The sequence below is a fragment of the Armatimonadota bacterium genome, assembly GCA_020354555.1.
Lineage (GTDB): Bacteria > Armatimonadota > Hebobacteria.
Genome location: CP070648.1, coordinates 4,759,571 through 4,775,012, shown reverse-complemented (window position 1 = coordinate 4,775,012; position 15,442 = coordinate 4,759,571). Strand labels below are relative to the sequence as shown.

The 15,442-nt window shown below is 67.7% G+C and carries 14 protein-coding genes; 10 read left to right on the top strand and 4 right to left on the bottom strand.

Annotation, left to right across the window (positions count from 1 at the left end; translation table 11 throughout):
• On the bottom strand, positions 1–707 hold a 707-nt coding region (locus JSV65_19615), incomplete at its 3' end, for a hypothetical protein (GenBank protein ID UCH34695.1).
• A 465-nt stretch (positions 708–1,172) separates the two neighbouring features.
• Here JSV65_19615 and JSV65_19610 point away from each other — a divergent pair.
• The 9 genes from JSV65_19610 to JSV65_19570 all read left to right on the top strand — a co-directional run bounded on the left by JSV65_19610 (position 1,173) and on the right by JSV65_19570 (position 10,487).
• Positions 1,173–2,321, top strand: a complete 1,149-nt coding sequence (locus JSV65_19610; protein ID UCH36856.1) for a tetratricopeptide repeat protein — start codon at positions 1,173–1,175, stop codon at positions 2,319–2,321.
• A 268-nt stretch (positions 2,322–2,589) separates the two neighbouring features.
• Positions 2,590–3,867 carry a DUF1015 domain-containing protein gene (locus tag JSV65_19605; GenBank protein UCH34694.1) on the top strand — a complete coding sequence of 426 codons (1,278 nt, stop codon included), beginning with the start codon at positions 2,590–2,592 and terminating at the stop codon, positions 3,865–3,867.
• A gap of 225 nt (positions 3,868–4,092) precedes the next feature.
• Positions 4,093–4,503 carry a M67 family metallopeptidase gene (locus JSV65_19600; protein UCH34693.1) on the top strand — a complete coding sequence of 137 codons (411 nt, stop codon included), beginning with the start codon at positions 4,093–4,095 and terminating at the stop codon, positions 4,501–4,503.
• Between the two features lie 5 nt (positions 4,504–4,508).
• The gene (gene thiS, locus JSV65_19595) at positions 4,509–4,721 is read left to right on the top strand and encodes a sulfur carrier protein ThiS (GenBank protein ID UCH34692.1); all 213 of its coding nucleotides are present in this window, start codon (positions 4,509–4,511) and stop codon (positions 4,719–4,721) included.
• Between the two features lie 239 nt (positions 4,722–4,960).
• Positions 4,961–5,770: a thiazole biosynthesis protein gene (locus JSV65_19590; protein ID UCH34691.1), complete on the top strand. Its 810-nt coding sequence runs from the start codon at positions 4,961–4,963 to the stop codon at positions 5,768–5,770.
• A gap of 92 nt (positions 5,771–5,862) precedes the next feature.
• Complete coding sequence (gene larE, locus JSV65_19585; GenBank protein UCH36855.1) at positions 5,863–6,645, top strand: ATP-dependent sacrificial sulfur transferase LarE; 783 nt, start codon at positions 5,863–5,865, stop codon at positions 6,643–6,645.
• 287 nt (positions 6,646–6,932) lie between these two features.
• Entirely contained in the window at positions 6,933–8,852 is a 1,920-nt protein-coding gene (ftsH, locus tag JSV65_19580; GenBank protein ID UCH34690.1) for an ATP-dependent zinc metalloprotease FtsH, read from the top strand.
• A gap of 204 nt (positions 8,853–9,056) precedes the next feature.
• Positions 9,057–9,599 carry a hypothetical protein gene (locus tag JSV65_19575; protein UCH34689.1) on the top strand — a complete coding sequence of 181 codons (543 nt, stop codon included), beginning with the start codon at positions 9,057–9,059 and terminating at the stop codon, positions 9,597–9,599.
• Between the two features lie 84 nt (positions 9,600–9,683).
• On the top strand, positions 9,684–10,487 hold the full coding sequence (locus JSV65_19570; GenBank protein UCH34688.1) for an NAD+ synthase: 804 nt from the start codon (positions 9,684–9,686) through the stop codon (positions 10,485–10,487).
• Positions 10,488–10,608: 121 nt separating this feature from the next.
• On the opposite strand, the gene JSV65_19565 is transcribed toward JSV65_19570, so the two are convergent.
• Together JSV65_19565 and JSV65_19560 are read right to left on the bottom strand one after the other, a co-directional pair.
• Positions 10,609–11,334, bottom strand: a complete 726-nt coding sequence (locus tag JSV65_19565; protein UCH34687.1) for a carbohydrate-binding family 9-like protein — start codon at positions 11,332–11,334, stop codon at positions 10,609–10,611.
• A gap of 44 nt (positions 11,335–11,378) precedes the next feature.
• Positions 11,379–12,767 carry a tetratricopeptide repeat protein gene (locus JSV65_19560; protein ID UCH34686.1) on the bottom strand — a complete coding sequence of 463 codons (1,389 nt, stop codon included), beginning with the start codon at positions 12,765–12,767 and terminating at the stop codon, positions 11,379–11,381.
• A 369-nt stretch (positions 12,768–13,136) separates the two neighbouring features.
• Here JSV65_19560 and JSV65_19555 point away from each other — a divergent pair, with 369 nt between their 5' ends.
• On the top strand, positions 13,137–14,375 hold the full coding sequence (locus JSV65_19555; GenBank protein UCH34685.1) for a transaldolase family protein: 1,239 nt from the start codon (positions 13,137–13,139) through the stop codon (positions 14,373–14,375).
• Between the two features lie 65 nt (positions 14,376–14,440).
• On the opposite strand, the gene JSV65_19550 is transcribed toward JSV65_19555, so the two are convergent.
• Positions 14,441–15,400 (bottom strand): polysaccharide deacetylase family protein, encoded by a 960-nt coding sequence (locus tag JSV65_19550; protein ID UCH34684.1) that lies wholly within the window; start codon positions 15,398–15,400, stop codon positions 14,441–14,443.
• Positions 15,401–15,442 lie beyond the last annotated feature (42 nt).

The following is a 15,442-nucleotide window of genomic DNA, read 5'->3' as shown; positions in this document are numbered from 1 at the left end:
TCGGGCTCCAGCGCTCCTGACAACGGCGTGCCGGTGCGTCTGACGAAGCTGTTCAGGTAGGACAGCGGCATGCGATACGCCGCGCCGTAGGCGAGTGACTCGCCGCGGCGCACGATGACCGCGGCCTTCTTCGCTCCCGCGAGATGGGCCGCGGACCGCGCGACGAGTTCAAGTAGGCGCCGAGTATCCCGCTCCGACGCTATCTCCTGCACGAGTTTGGAAACGGCGGATTCCTCCTCCGCCCGCCGACTGAGGTGTTTCGCGCGGTCCACCTCCACGCTGCGCGACCCGTCACCTCCCTCGGGGCTCATGTAGTTCTCCACCGTACTGATGACGAGGGAGTCGAACCATTCCCCGAGTAGATGCAGTGCCGACAGCACCGACTGGCTCCCGGCATCGGGGAGGGCGAGGACTTCACGCCACAAGATCGCCTTGAAACTCAGAATCGCCTCGATAGCGTCAGCCGCCGGGAACCGACCGGCGGCGAGACGTTCGGCGGTCAGGGGATACGCACGTTGCAGGGGCGCAATGTCCTCCGCACGCATCGCGCGCAGTAGCAGCGTCACCCACGTCTTGGCGTCGTCCCACAACTGGCGGCGGTTGCCCGAGGCGGCGAGGATGTTGCCCCGCCGCTCCAGCTCCGCCAACCATTCCGAAGCCAGCGCTTCTCCCTTATCCTCTATTAAGCTCGTGATGGCCTTGAACATAACCGCGCGTCAGCTACGCGTAGGGGCGACCGCCACCGTCGGGGAGCACGGCACGAGGCGCAGTGCGACGCTCACACCGTCCGTGGGACAGGACCCGCCAACGCAAACACGACGCCGGGGCGCACCCTCCTTGCCATGACGACATTATACGGTGTCGTGCGCCAATCCTTGTCACCCGCGCGACACAAATCCTCTCCCACTGCTCCATATCGGCGCACGGCGCGCCACTCCGCGCTCCCTTATCATTGTCTTTCCCGATTCCGGGAGGCTGATTTGTCGCCCAGCCGCCCAATATTGCAGGCGGAATCCAGGATTAGGGCGTTTGATCGGCGGGTATGAGGTTAGCGGTATCGATTGCGGCGAGCCGCCGACGCAAGGCAGCTTATCATATTCATCCCGTGACGAGCTGCGCCGGCGGTCGCCGCGAACTCATGCTTTCGTCATCCGAATGGGAGGTGGCAGCCGATGAACTGCCCGCAGTGCGGGAGCGGGCTTGCCGAGGACGCGACTGTCTGTCCGGAGTGCGGCGCGCCCGTCGCGGAGGCGCGGTCACGCCAGACGCCGGAGCCCCTCGAAGGCGAGACTCACGCCCTGCTGGCGGAAGCGAATCTGCTGCGCTTGCGCCGCCAGTATGAGTCCGCGACGACCAAGTGTGTCGAGGTTCTGCGTCGGTATCCCAACGACGCCTCGGCCCATTCCTTGCTCGGCGATATCGCTCGCGATCAGGGCGCCTATACCGATGCCCTTGGCTGGTACCGGCTCGCGCTGCAACTCGACCCGACGAGCACCTCGGACAGCAACAAGATCGCGCAGGTCGAGCACCGACTGTCATCGCTCAGCGACGATGCCACTCGCAAGACCCCCTCGTGGCGCGCAGTATTCGCGCGCGCCTTCCCCCGACCCCCGATCGGCCTGCTCCTGGGCTTGGCCCTGGGCTGTATCCTGGTGGCCACGCTGGTAGCGCTGAGCAGGGAGAAGGGCGCCACGCGCGCTAGCATACTTGACGAAGTGTTGCCGCGCGTCGTGGCTCCGGGCGCGCGGCCGCCGAGCCGTGATGTCGCTCCCGCTCCCACGCGTCGAGCCGAGGACGGACGCGACAGGCGCTCGGCGCCGCGCGACGAGGCGCGGGAACCGGTCATCTACGCTCCAGGCAAAGACGCATCGTCGGCGACTCCGGCCGCGGACGTCGCGGTCAGCCCTTCCGATAAGGAGCGCGTGCTGCTGGAGTCGCTGCGGAGCGCAGCAGAGGCGGAGGGCTTGATGACAACGGTGGACGCCGTGACGGTAGATCCGCGGGACGGCGCGGCGACCCTGTCGATCATGGTGGAAGACGCGGTCGCCAGCCCCGACACGCGCTACATCGTGCTTCAGAAGTGCTTGAGGGCGGCGGAGGTCGCCTTCGCGACGGATGACGAGCTTACCCGGGCCACGCTGCATTGCGCCGCGCCCGTGCCTGGCCCGGGCGGCATGCAGAACGAGGAGACGGTATTCATCGGCGATATCAGCCGTTCCGCGTTGACGCGGGCCGCAGGCCGCAGCTTGACCATGGGCGAGGCGCTCGCATTGTTCGCCTCGCCGCCCTGGTGGCACGCCCAGATGCGCCCGCCCGCCTGACCCGGGCCGCACCGATACCTCTGCCCCTCATCACGGCGTCTCTTGCCGAGCCGGCACGCTGCAGCTATAATTGGCCGTGTTCGCGCCGACTGCCGCCGCCGAGCGGCGCCGCGGCGGTCCCGTACCCACCTGCAGCACGGCGCTTCGGGATGCCCCGTCGTGGTCACCCGCGCGTGTCATGGCCCGGCCTGGTCGGCGCGCTTTTCACATTGCTCGGAAAGGCTAGCTCATTGTGACCCCGCCCCCGATTGTACGGCCGTTCGTCGGTTTGAGGTACCAGCGCCGCGACCTCAGCGACGTCCTGGCACCGCCCTACGACATCATTGCTCCTGACGACGAGCAGCGCCTGCTGGATCGCGATCCACATAATGTCGTTCGCCTCGAACTCGGGTTCACCACGGCCGGAGCTGCCGATGACGCCGGCCGCTACTCGCGGGCGGCGGCCGCGCTGCAGCAATGGCGGCAACAGGGCGTGCTGGCAGACGATGACGCGCCGGGACTCTACCCGTGCACGCATACGTTCATGCTTGACGGCGAGAGCCGGACGCGCCTCGGCGTGATCTGCGCCGTGCGCCTGACGCCTTTTGAGGAGCGCATCGTCCTCCCGCACGAGGGTACGCTGCGCGCACCGCGGGAGGATCGGCGGCGGCTGATGCTCGCGTGCCGCGCACAGATCAGCCCCGTCTTCGCGCTTCACGACGACGCGGACGGACGGATAGTGGAGGTCATCGCCGAGATGATGGCCGAGCAGCCGGCGTCCGAGGCGGCGTTGGGAGACGAGCGCCATCGCCTCTGGCGTCGCCGGCAAGACCGGCTGACGGATCGCTATTGCGAGCTGATCGCGCAGGGGCCGATCTTCATCGCCGACGGACACCACCGGTACGAGACGGCCCTCGCGGTGAGCCGGGAACTGCAACGCGCGCATCCCGCGGCGCCGGCCGAGGCCGCGTTCAACCACGTGTTGGTCCTGCTGTGCCCTGCCGAGCAACCGGGGATGATGATCCTGCCCACCCACCGCGTGCTGCGACTGCGCACGTCCGAGCAGCGGGCCCGTCTCGACGAGCTGTTGGCGCGCCACTTCGAGACGCTCGCGGTCGAATGCGACGCACATCCGCTCGCTGCGGCGCGGTCCCTCATCGCGTCCCTCGAACATGCCGACGGCCGCGCGCGCTTCGGGATCTACACCAAGTCGCAGGGATGCCGGTTGCTTGTCGCCAAGCCCGAGTCCTTGCCCAACGATCCTGGCCCGGGAGGCATCAACGAGCTGGGCACCGTCCTCATTCACCGGTTGCTCATAGACCCAATACTCGGGGCTGACGGGTGCGGCGAGTACGTGGACTACGCGATGGACGAAGCGGAGGCCGTGCGGCGCGTCAATGAGGGACAAGCCGAATGCGCTCTGCTCTTGCGTCCGACCACGGTCGAGCAGGTGAAGCGCGTGGCATCGGCCGGGCTGCGCATGCCCGGCAAGTCGACGTACTTCTACCCCAAGGCGGTCACCGGGCTGGTCATCAACGATACCTCCGCGGAGCGCACTATTCCCTGACGTACCGCCCCGCGCCGGGCACACCGCGGTCGCGGCCGGGATTGACAGGGCTCGGCGTTTGCGGCAACATGATTCCAACGCTTGCTCTATCGGGCGCCGGGACGGCCGCGGTGAACGTCCTCGTCGCGGGGCTGCCGGGTGCGACGCCGCGTGATTGGCCGCAGCGGCCGCGGGTTGTGCGTGGCGGCGCGCGGCGGGGGCGCACACAAGTCAGGTCGAAAGGCGATGCTGCTCATACCGAAACGCCATATGGAGCGGCTGCAGCAGCACGTGCGCCATGAGTTCCCCATGGAGGCGTGCGGCATCCTGGCCGGTAGTGATGGTCTGGTGCTCAAGGTGTACCCGATGATCAACACCGACCACAGCGGTTACAGCTATTTCATGGATCCGCGCGACCAGTTGCGGGTCGTCCGCGACGCGCGCAGGGAAGGGCTATCGCTGTTGGCGATCTATCACTCCCACGTTGCCAGCGAGGCGTACCCCAGCGAACGCGACCGCGAACTCGCCTTCTACCCGGACCTCGATTACGTCATCATCTCCCTCGTCAATCTTAAGCGGCCGGTGATGCGTATCTTCCGCATCCACAACGGCACGGTCTCGGAGCAGAAATTCCGCGTCGTTCGCAATGAGAGGTGAGTCGGTTGGTCGTCACGCTCTCAGTCAACGGCAAACAGGAATCGGTCGAGGACGGCACTACCGTAGCCGCTTGGCTCGAGCAGCAACGCATTCGCCCCGACGTGGTGACCGTGGAAATCAACCGCCGCATCATTGATCCCACGCGCTACGGTGCCACGCCCCTGCACGCGGGCGATGTCGTCGAGTTCGTCTACGTTGTGGGCGGCGACCGCGCCTGACGACGCTGTCGCGCTCTGTGTCGCGCACGCGGCCATGCCGCGGCAGGACAACCCGGCTGCGGTGGGTAACATATCATATGGTTGAACTCACTTCAGGGCGGCGCCGGACGCACGGCGCTGCCCGATGTTTACTCGCCGCAGGCGAGTTGACCCGCTGCAGGCCGCTCACGCGCCGCAGGCGGGTCACGTGGCCCAGGCGAATCAAGGCGTCGGCGCTGCCGGCGCAGGAGGATGTGTAGATGGCTGAGGAATCACCGAAGTTCGCAGCAGTGGGCGAGAAGGAGGTCACCCGCGCCATCGTCGGCCGGTTCGCCCACCAGTTCATGGAATACGTCGAGAGCGACGTCATCATCGTCGGCGGCGGTCCTTCCGGGCTGATGGCGGGCCGCGAGCTGGCCGCCCAGGGTTACCGCACCTTCATCATCGAGCGCAACAACTACCTCGGCGGCGGCTTCTGGATCGGCGGCTACCTCATGAACAAGCTGACGGTGCGCGCGCCGGGGCACCTCGCCCTCGACGAATTGGGCGTGCCGTACGAGGAGGCGTTCCCCGGGCTCTATGTCGCCGACGGCCCCCATGCGTGCTCCAAGCTGATCGCCGCCGCGTGCGACGCGGGCGTCAAGATCGCCAGCCTCACCGTGTTCGACGACATCGTGCTGCGCGAAGGCAACCGCGTGGCCGGCGCGGTGGTCAACTGGACCCCGGTTGCCGCGATGCCGCGCGAGATAACCTGCGTTGACCCCATCGCCCTCGAAGCGAAAGTCGTCATCGACGCCACCGGGCACGACGCCCAGGTCGCCCGCAAGCTCGAGGAGCGAGGATTGCTCAAGACCGTCGGCTTCGGCGCGATGTGGGTGGAGCGCAGCGAGGACCTGATCGTCGAACACACCGGCGAGGCGCATCCGGGCTTGATCGTCTGCGGCATGGCCGTGTCAACCGTGTACGGTCTGCCGCGCATGGGCCCGACCTTCGGCGCCATGCTGTTGTCGGGCAAGCGAGCAGCGAAGATCGCCGCCTCGTCCCTCGCCAGCGCGGCGCCGGCAAAGTGACCGACCACGCCCGTGGGGCGAGGAACGAGGTCCGCGCCGTGACGAACGAAACCCACGCGAAGCTGGAACGACTGCGCCAGATCCTGCGCGAGATGGGGAGCGCGCTCGTCGCCTTCTCGGGCGGCGTTGACAGCAGCCTGCTGCTCAAGGTAGCGTCGCAGGAACTCCCGCGCGACCGACTGCTGGCGGCCACCGCGTGCTCCGAGACGTATCCTCAGAGCGAGATTGAGGATGCCTCCGCGCTGGCGGCCGACCTCGACGTCCCTCATGAACTGCTGACGACCTCGGAGCTCGGCATCGAGCAGTTCGCCGCCAACCCGCCCGACCGCTGCTACCACTGCAAGCAGGAGCTTTTCGGCAAACTGCTCGACGTGGCCCGGCGGCGCGGGCTGGAATGGGTGTGTGACGGCTCGAACCACGACGACCTCGGCGACTGGCGACCGGGGATGAAGGCGGCGCGCGAGCTGGGCGTCCGCAGCCCGTTGCAGGAAGCCGGCCTGACCAAGACCGAGATCCGCGCCCTGTCGCGCGACATGGGCTTGCCGACGTGGGACAAGCCGTCATTCGCGTGCCTCGCCTCGCGCTTCCCCTACGGGCAGCGGATAACGCCGGACGAACTCCGCCGTGTGGATGCCGCGGAATCATCCCTGCGCGCCCTCGGCTTCAAGCAGGTGCGGGTGCGGCATCACGGCGATGTGGCGCGCATCGAGGTGGCCGCGGAGGACATCAGCCGCCTGCTCGACCCGGCGCTGCGCGACCGCATTGACGCGCGCCTGCGCGAGCTAGGCTACACTTACGTCGCGGCTGACCTGCGCGGCTATCGCACCGGCAGCATGAACGAGCCGTTGGGAGAAGTCGGCCCGGATCAGCCGTAGCGACGGTGCGTCCCGCGCGCTCGAGACCGCTGTGCGGCCTCATCAACAGAGCGGCCGCGACAACGCCCCGCATCGGCATTTGGCCGTGCGCCCCCGGCAAACGGACCCGTCTCGGCCGGTTATCACTGTGGCTGCAGCGCGACAAAACCCCATCGTCGAGCAAGCACCTGCGTTGTTTGGCGCCCAGCACTGTGCTATAATCCTAGTGAATTCGTTGTGTCCGCAAGGGAGAAATGGGGAAAGTAATAGAACGGCGCAAGCAGCGGGCTTGTGCTGGAGGCTGATTCTTGAACGGAACCAGATTCCTGAAGCTCCTGTTCTGGGTGGGCCTGTTTGTCGGCTTGCTTGCCGCGGGCAAGTACCTGGCGAACAAGCAGCCCCCGCAGGAGAAGCTGGCGGCAAGCGAGTTCCTCAACCGCATCGCCGGCGGTCAGGTCGCCAGCGCGATGTTCCGCAAGGACATCGTCACGGGCGATCTGCGCAATAATCGCCGCTTCGTCGTCTGGCTGCCCGAGTCCGACCGCGAGCAATACGTGGCCGCCCTGCACGAGGCCGGCATAGACTTCGGCTACGATCGCCCCGCCATCTCCGAGTCCCTGATGAGCAGCATCATCATGGTCGTCATCGTCGTGCTGCTCATGGTCGGCTTCTGGATGTTCATCATGCGCCAGGCGCAGAGCGGCAGCAGTCAGGCGCTGTCTTTCGGCCGCAGCCGCGCCAAACGCATCACCGAGGGCATGCCCAAGATCACGTTCAGCGATGTCGCCGGCGTCGAGGAGGCGAAGGAGGAGTTGGAGGAGGTCGTCGACTTCCTCCGCAACGCCAAGCGCTTCCAGACCCTCGGCGCCCGCATTCCGCGGGGCGTGCTCCTGCTCGGTCCGCCGGGGTGCGGCAAGACGCTGCTGGCGCGCGCCGTCGCGGGCGAGGCGGGGGTGCCCTTCTTCCACATCAGCGGCTCCGACTTCGTCGAGATGTTCGTCGGCGTCGGCGCCTCGCGCGTGCGCGACCTCTTCGAGCAAGCCAAGGCCAACCGCCCCTGCATCGTCTTCATCGACGAAATTGACGCCGTGGGCCGCCAGCGATTCGCGGGCCTCGGCGGCGGTCACGACGAGCGCGAGCCGACGCTCAACCAGTTACTCGTCGAGATGGACGGGTTCGATCCCAATGCAGGCGTCATCCTCGTCGCCGCGACCAACCGCCCCGACGTGCTCGATCCCGCCTTGCTGCGCCCGGGCCGCTTCGATCGCCGCATCGTCGTGGATCAGCCCGACATCAAGGGGCGCCGAGACATCCTCGCCGTTCACGTCAAAGGCAAGCCGCTCGCCGACGACGTGGATCTCGAAGTGTTGGCCCGCCGCACCCCCGGATTCTCCGGCGCGGATCTGGCCAATATGGCCAACGAGGGGGCGCTCCTCGCCGCGCGCGGCAGCAAGACCAAGATCGAAATGGTCGATTTCGAGGCCTCCGTTGACCGCGTCATCGCCGGCCCCGAGCGCAAAAGCCGCATCATCTCCGAGGCCGAGAAGCGAATCCTCGCGCACCACGAGGTCGGGCACGCCGTCCTCGCCGAGTTGCTGCCCCACGCCGATCCGCTGCACAAGACGTCCATCCTCGCTCGCGGCATGGCCCTCGGCTACACGCTCCAGCTCCCGCTCGAGGACAAGTACGTCACGACGCGCTCCGAACTGCTCGATGATATCACCGTCCTGCTCGGCGGCCGCGCGGCGGAGCGGATCGTCTTCGCGGAGCCGACGACCGGCGCCACGAATGACCTGGAGCGCGCGACGGAACTGGCCCGCCGGATGGTGACCGAGTTCGGCATGTCCGACAAGCTCGGCGCGCGCAGCTTCGGGCGCAAGCACGGGATGCCTTTCCTCGGTCGCGACCTCATGGACGAACGTGACTACAGCGATGACGTCGCGTCCGCGATTGATCACGAGATCCGCGCCATCATAGACCAGTCGTACCATCGCGCCGAGGAGATTCTTCGCGAGCGGCGTTCGGCGATGGAGCGCATCGTCCAGGTGCTGCTCGAGAAGGAGACCCTCGAGCGCGACGAGTTCAAAGCTCTGCTCGAAGACCGGCCGCTGCCGGAGAGCGAATCCGCCGGGCCGTCGCCGCCAGGCGGCGAAGCAGTCAAGCCGGAGACGCATAAGGAAGAGGGCGAGTCAATCGGCCCGGCGGGAATCGAGCCCTCGCCCGCGTGATTTCCTGACAATCCTACCGGCGCTTGGGTCGCAGGGGCGCCAGGCTGTAAGCCTGGCGCTCTGCCTTTGGGGCAAGGGCCGGGCGCATCGTCCCATGCATCCGGGCGCGCGGTCTTCGCCGCGGGCGGACACGTCCTGGCCGCGCGTGCCGGGCGTGTCCCTCAAAAGGTTCGCCGTCCGCCGCCGCCGAACATAGACGCACCCATGTCCAGCGACGGCGACGACAGCACCGAGACAACCTGTCACTATCATCCCGGGCGCGCGGCCTTCGTCCGGTGCGGCGCATGCGGCAAGCCGCTGTGCCCGGAGTGTGTCAATCACGGCCCGGTCGGCACGCGGTGCATCGAGTGCATGTACGGGATTGAGATTCAGCCCGTGTCGCGCCGCAGGCGCTTCGCCGCCGGCGCCGCGGCCGTGGCAACCGCGCTCGCCGCCGGATCGGCGCTGGGGTATTTCGGCTGGCTCAACTGGCTGACTGGAATACTTCTCGGTCTGCTCGTCGGGCATGTGGCGCGCACGATGGTCCGTCGCATACTCGCCCCGAGCGTCCAGGCCGCCGCAGGTATCGCCGCCGCCCTCGGCGCCTTCAGCGGCGCGGTGGCGGGGCATGCGCGCTTGCTCGCGGAGGCCGGCGCGCCGGCCTCCCTGTCGTTCGTGCGCGCGGCGAACAGCGTCGGCGTCGGCGATTGGGGCCTCGCCGGGCTCCTCGCCGCTGGCGCCGCAATATACTGGGTATGGCGCGGGTGAACTCCTTGTCGGTCGCGCAGAGCCTCGCCCGGCGTGGTGGCGAGACTGCCCACCGGCAACAACACCCGCCGCGGAGAGCGCACTATGTCGGGTGAATTGTCCGTGGACTGCGAGCAGGTGCGGGGAGTTCTCGTTGACTTCATCGCCGGCTTTTTCGAGCAGGCCCGATGCGACCGTGCGGTGATCGGGCTGTCGGGAGGGCTCGATTCCTCCACCGCCGCGCTGCTCGCTTCACAAGCGCTGGGCAAGGGGCGCCTCACCTGTGTCATCCTGCCCTACGGCGGGCTGTCGGCGGACGCGCGCCAGGATATTGACGCGGTCATCGCACTTGCCGGGGCCGAGCGCATCGAGTTAGACATCACGCAGCAGATAGACGCATACTTCGAGCGCTTCGCCGATGCCGACAGGGTCCGGCGCGGCAACAAGATGGCGCGCGAGCGGATGACGATTCTCTACGACCAGTCGGCGGCGATCGGCGGCCTGGTGGTCGGGACCAGCAATCGCACTGAATGGCTGCTCGGGTACTTCACCCTCTGGGGCGACATGGGCGCGGCGCTGTGGCCGCTGGGATGCCTCTACAAGACGCAGGTGCGGCAGATGGCGGGCCACCTCGGCCTGCCGCAGCGCATCATTGACAAACCGCCGTCCGCGGACCTGTGGCGCGGGCAGACCGACGAGGGGGAAATGGGCGTGTCGTACGAGGACGCCGACCGCATCCTCTATCGCCTTGTGGATCTCGAGATGAGCGAGCGCCAGGTCATCGCGGAGGGCTTCCCGCGGGCGGCCGTCACCCGCGTCATCGAACTCATGCGCGGTTCCGAGTTCAAGCGCCGCCTGCCCGTCACCCCCGACCTCCCCCAAACTGCCCCCCGCGACGATTTCATCTGAAAGACCTGATCGGCAGCGGATCGGGCATCGCGCAAACCGGGGGGACGCGCCTTCCATGCGAATTCGCGGCCGGCAGCAGCCCGTTGCTCCCGACCATCCGCGAAGCTGCGGATGAAGCCCGTCATCGCTCCGTAAAGGCAAGCCGCCCGAAGTGCTCGGGCACGTGGAAGTCGGGCGTCGGTGACCAGGAGGTGGCGACCAGTTCCTCGCCCGGCCGCGGGCGCTCAATGCGGTAGAACTGTATCCGCCACATATCCCCGACGTGCGGCGGCAAGTGCGCCGCTTCGTCGAACATGCCCCACGGGAACGCCATCTCCGCCACCCAGTGCGGCCGCGTCGCGGCGTCGTACATCCCCACCGCCGTGCGCCAGCCCTGCCCGTTCCAGCGTGCGCATGCCTCCCAGCCGACCTGATGTCCCGCCTGCGGGATCAGCAGGTCAATCACGGTGCCGAGCGGATTGATCTCGAACTCGCGGTAGTTCAGCCGGTCGCCATTCTCGTCAATGTAAACCTCGACGACTTCCTCTTCCCACAGGCTGTCGTCGCGGGTCGTCTTCGTCGCCCAGGGGTCGGTGTCATACACGCGCAAAGCGACATACAGGGCGTGATCATCCCATGCGGCTTTGACGAACGTGCGCTGGGGGGTCGTCTCTTCCGGCGCGCGAAAGCGGCGGAAGCCGGCGGTCCACGGTATCCCGCGCCACCCGGCATCGTCGAGCCTACCATCTATCGCAATCCCGCCGCGGGCGCGGTGGCAGACATACGTCCGCGCCTCCGCAAGCGCGTCGGCGGGCAGCATGAGGCCGATGACAACGCACAGCAGCGCTAGGCGCGCCATATTAGACATGAGCCTTCCTCCTCCGGCGGTCGCCGTGGTGGCGACCCGGCGCGCTACTCGCGCTTGATGGACGAATTGGTCTGGCTGGCGACGATCCAACCCATGAGCAGGCCGTACACCGCGCCCACCCCCAGGCCCAGGAGCAGCGGAAGTCCGGTGGTGCCCGCGCGCAGATGGATGATGATGGCGACGAACACCCACAGGCCGACGCCGGTGTAGATGCCCGGCGCCGTGTTTGCGCTGACCGCCGTCGGAACGCCGATGATCGCGCCGAACAACGCGCCGGTGATTGCGGCGCCGATGATGAGCGGAATCAATCCGGGCTTGCCCGCCTTGGCCAGGACGCCCCATTGAGAGCCCAGGATGCGGTCAACCACCACGAGCACGACCATGAAGATCGCGCCGTAGATCGCGCCGCCGAGCGCGCCCGCGGCCGCGTATTGGCTCTGCGTCGGTTTCTTGGTGCGCGGCGGGACATAGCCGGGCCGGCGTGTCTGTGTCGCCTCCGGACGGCGCGGCGGCGGCGCCTCCTTTGGCCGGCGATCAACAGGGCGCTGGAGGCGCTGTACCTGGTTCCCCTCCATCTCCCACGGCGCGCGCGGCGGCCCGCCGGACGCGGCCTCCCCGGACGCCTGCTTCTGGCCTGGTGCTGGCTTCGCAGGTTCCTGACCGCCGCCGAGACGACGCAATTGGAACGTGTCGTCTGCCGGTTTGGCCGGGCCGGTGGAGCTGTCGGTATCCCACGGTGCTTTCGGCGGCCCGGATGCAGCAGGTGCCGCGGGCGGCACGCTCGGCATCTTGGGAGGGCCGGGCCGGGCGTCGGCGGGAGTCGGCGGCTCCGGCTCCGGCGCGGACGGCGTCTTCTCCTCCGTCGGCGAGTCATCCTGCCCCGCCGCTGGCGGACTCGGGGCAGCCTCCGCGGCGGGTGGAACGGTGGGCATTCTCGCAGGGCCCGGCGAAGCCTCGTCGGGCGCCGGCGGAGCCAGGGGCGGCCCGGACGGCTGCCCGGGGGGCCGGGCAGCGGCCTGCGCCCGGTTCAGAGCGTCTTTCGCCTTCTCGTACGTGGGGTCAACTTCGAGCGCCGCCTGGAATGCCGGTACGGCGTCGTCCGCCCTCCCCGCCCGCTGATAGGCCAGCCCCAGATTGTAGTGGATGTGGGCCGCGTCGGGCCGTATGGTGCGGGCGTTCTCGAACGCCGCGATGGCTTGTTCGTATTCCTTGCGCTGAACGTGCGCCGCGCCCAACACCGCGTAGGCCCGGTGATCTCGCGGGTCGTCCGACACGGCCTGACTGAGGAGCCGTATTGCGTCATCTACCCGCCCCTGCCGAAAAGCCTCAATCCCTTGATCGCGGGTGGCCTGCACGTCATCGGTCACGCTCTGATCTCCCTGCTCATGTATCACCCCCACCTGTGCTGCATACCCTATTCTGCCTGCGCGCACACGCGCCCTCCTGCGCTGCACGTGCGCCTGGCGGGAGCGGCGGGCACTGCGGCACATCAGCGGCGAGTCGCGCGTCTAAAGGCCGCGGCGAGACCGACCGAGAGGACACGCCGACCCGCAGTGCGAATTCCCGTATGATCGCTCATGCAAAACATGAGCACGACATCTGGCAAGTCTCGGTTACTGCAGAAGTCGCCGAGACTCTCTCGGAGCCGGATCCTCGAGGACGACTAGCTGTGGCCGCGCCGCGTAGCGCTCCGGAACCGGTGCGTCTCTGGCGTCATTCGCCTGCGGCGCACCGATATGGCCCACTTGCATCACGCCCAGAGGGTTGCAGCAACACGAGAACGCCCGTAGGTGGAGGAATGCATGACGCCGAAGATCGCGACATTGTCACACGAAATCGCATTGCAGGACTGGGGTGGTCCGGGCGCTGTCGAAGCGCAGTCGGACGCCCGGCTCGCCGCAATCATCGCCGCCGGCACGGAGCTGTGGCTCGATACCGGTGACCTCGATGCGGCGCGGCGCTTGTGGCGGTCCGAGTTCTCGGGTTTGACGACGAATAATACGCTGGTCAACCAGGTGATCCAGACCGGAGCCCTCGACGACGTGATCCGTGCCGCCGCGGAGCGCTTGCGGAGCGCGGAGGGTTCGGTGGAGCGCCACGAGCTGGTCATGGAAGTCGGCTTCATCGCCAACTGCAGGGTCGCGTTGGCGCTGATCGCGACGTTCGGGGTGCGCGTCAGCGTGGAACTCCATCCCTCGCTCGCGCACCAGGTTGACGAGAGCGTGCTGTTCGGGCGGCGGTATCATTCCGTCTGCCCTGATTACTTCCTCATCAAGGTCCCGCTGACCCCTGCGGGCTACTGTGCCGCCGCGCGGCTGGAAAGCGAAGGGGTGGCGGTCAACTTCACGCTGGGCTTCTCGGCGCGGCAGAACTACCTGGCCGCGCTGCTGGCGCGGCCGCGGTTCGTCAACGTGTTTCTGGGCCGCCTCAACGCGGTGGTCGGCGACAACGGATTGGGCGACGGCCGCGATATCGGCGAGAAGGTAACGCTCGCCTCCGCGCGAGCCGTACGGCAGGCTCGGGACGCTCGCCCTGCCGCTGCAACTCGCCAGATCGCGGCGAGTATGCGCGCGCCATCGCAAATGGCTGATCTTGCGGGAGTGGATGTTCAGACCGTGCCGCCGAAGGTGGCCGAGGAGTTCCTCGCCGGCGGCGCTTCGCCGGAAGGCATCCGCTCGCAGCTCGAACGCGATCCGGAGATCCTGCTGAATGACGGCGTGAACGCGGAGGACATCGGGCTCGACGTGCTGTGGGAAGTGGACGAGGCGACGCGCGCCACCGCCGATGACTTGCTGCGAGCGAATCTGCTCAAGCTGACGCCCGAGGACCTCGTCCGCGCTTCGGATGACCATGGCGCGCGGCTCTTCCACCGCTTCACGCGCGACGAAGAGGCGGCGGTCGCGGCCAAGGGGAAGATCCCCGAACTCAGCCGCTGGCGAGGCCGGGTCGCGCTCGACGACCTCATGACCCGCAGCGGGCTGCTGTCATTCACCGCCGATCAGCAGAAGCTCGACGACCGCATCCGCTCGCTCATCGGATGAGCCGGGACGGCGGTCGCGGCACCGGCACGCCCGGGCCGCGGGCGTGATCGCAGAACGTCGTATCTCTAGCTGGCTGCGGCGTCGCGCCGGACCTTCAGTTCGCGCCACGTCGTGAGGATGATCCCCTCGTCCTCGATGATGTTTCGCAGCCCCGGATCGAGCATGATCCGTCCGTCGGCGATCCACCGTGACGCGTCATCCGAGATGGTGCGCATTTCAGTCGTGTCGGCGGCGCAGTGAACGATGACCTCCGTGATCCCCGGCGCAAGGCCGCGCAGCAGCTTGATGTACTCGGCGCGTCTCTCCTCGACCGGCCAGCCGTACGTTTCGGCTCTGACATCATCAATGACGGGCAGCCCCGCGTTCCACACCGTCCGCATGACGGCCTTCAGGTGCTGCGCCGGGTACGGTGCGTGATCGGGGTAACGCTCCGGCGCCATGTCAACGGCCAGGATGGGGAGGCCGTGCTCGGCGGCGACCTTGACATAGCGCGTGAAGTACTCCCGCGACAGAAAGAGAACGGCCATGTGCGAGTCCATGTGCGTCGGGCTGATCCCGCACTCGAGCGCGCGATCGAGTTGCGCGCGGATCTCGATCTCGACCTCATCCGGGGGCGCGTGTCTCAGCACGAGGTCGCCGTCCTGCCACAAACGGCCGCGCTCGTCCGTGAGTCCGGGCACGTTGGCGGCGCCCGCCACCGGCCCCCAGCGGTAGCGCGGCCATTCCGAGGTTAGGGTGAGGTGCAGCCCCGCGTCGGTCTCGGGATGCTCCCTGAGGTAGTCGGCGATCTCGCCGACGTGCGGGCACGGCATCATGACGCTCATCGAGCTGACGATGCCGCATTCGTAGGCAGCCGTCGCGCCAAGGTTGGTTGAATGACACATGCCGACGTCGTCCGCGTGGACGATGAGCACGCGGTCATTCGCCCCCCACCCGAGCTTCTGTGCCCACGTCTGGCTCGACGCCGCCCCCGCCGCGAGTGACAGCGCGGCCAGCGCGACGAGTGCGACTGTGAAGTAGGCCATCACGGCCGTGCCTGCGATAACGCGGCGAGCGACCGGCGGCAG

What these genes read in the sequence shown, in the direction of transcription:
- JSV65_19565 (UCH34687.1), bottom strand. Translation starts at nt 11,334, where the DNA reads ATGTCTAATATGGCGCGCCTAGCGCTGCTGTGCGTTGTCATCGGCCTC.
- larE (UCH36855.1), top strand. Translation starts at nt 5,863, where the DNA reads ATGGGGAGCGCGCTCGTCGCCTTCTCGGGCGGCGTTGACAGCAGCCTG.
- JSV65_19570 (UCH34688.1), top strand. Translation starts at nt 9,684, where the DNA reads ATGTCGGGTGAATTGTCCGTGGACTGCGAGCAGGTGCGGGGAGTTCTC.
- JSV65_19550 (UCH34684.1), bottom strand. Translation starts at nt 15,400, where the DNA reads ATGGCCTACTTCACAGTCGCACTCGTCGCGCTGGCCGCGCTGTCACTC.
- JSV65_19610 (UCH36856.1), top strand. Translation starts at nt 1,173, where the DNA reads ATGAACTGCCCGCAGTGCGGGAGCGGGCTTGCCGAGGACGCGACTGTC.
- JSV65_19555 (UCH34685.1), top strand. Translation starts at nt 13,137, where the DNA reads ATGACGCCGAAGATCGCGACATTGTCACACGAAATCGCATTGCAGGAC.
- JSV65_19600 (UCH34693.1), top strand. Translation starts at nt 4,093, where the DNA reads ATGCTGCTCATACCGAAACGCCATATGGAGCGGCTGCAGCAGCACGTG.
- JSV65_19575 (UCH34689.1), top strand. Translation starts at nt 9,057, where the DNA reads ATGTCCAGCGACGGCGACGACAGCACCGAGACAACCTGTCACTATCAT.
- JSV65_19590 (UCH34691.1), top strand. Translation starts at nt 4,961, where the DNA reads ATGGCTGAGGAATCACCGAAGTTCGCAGCAGTGGGCGAGAAGGAGGTC.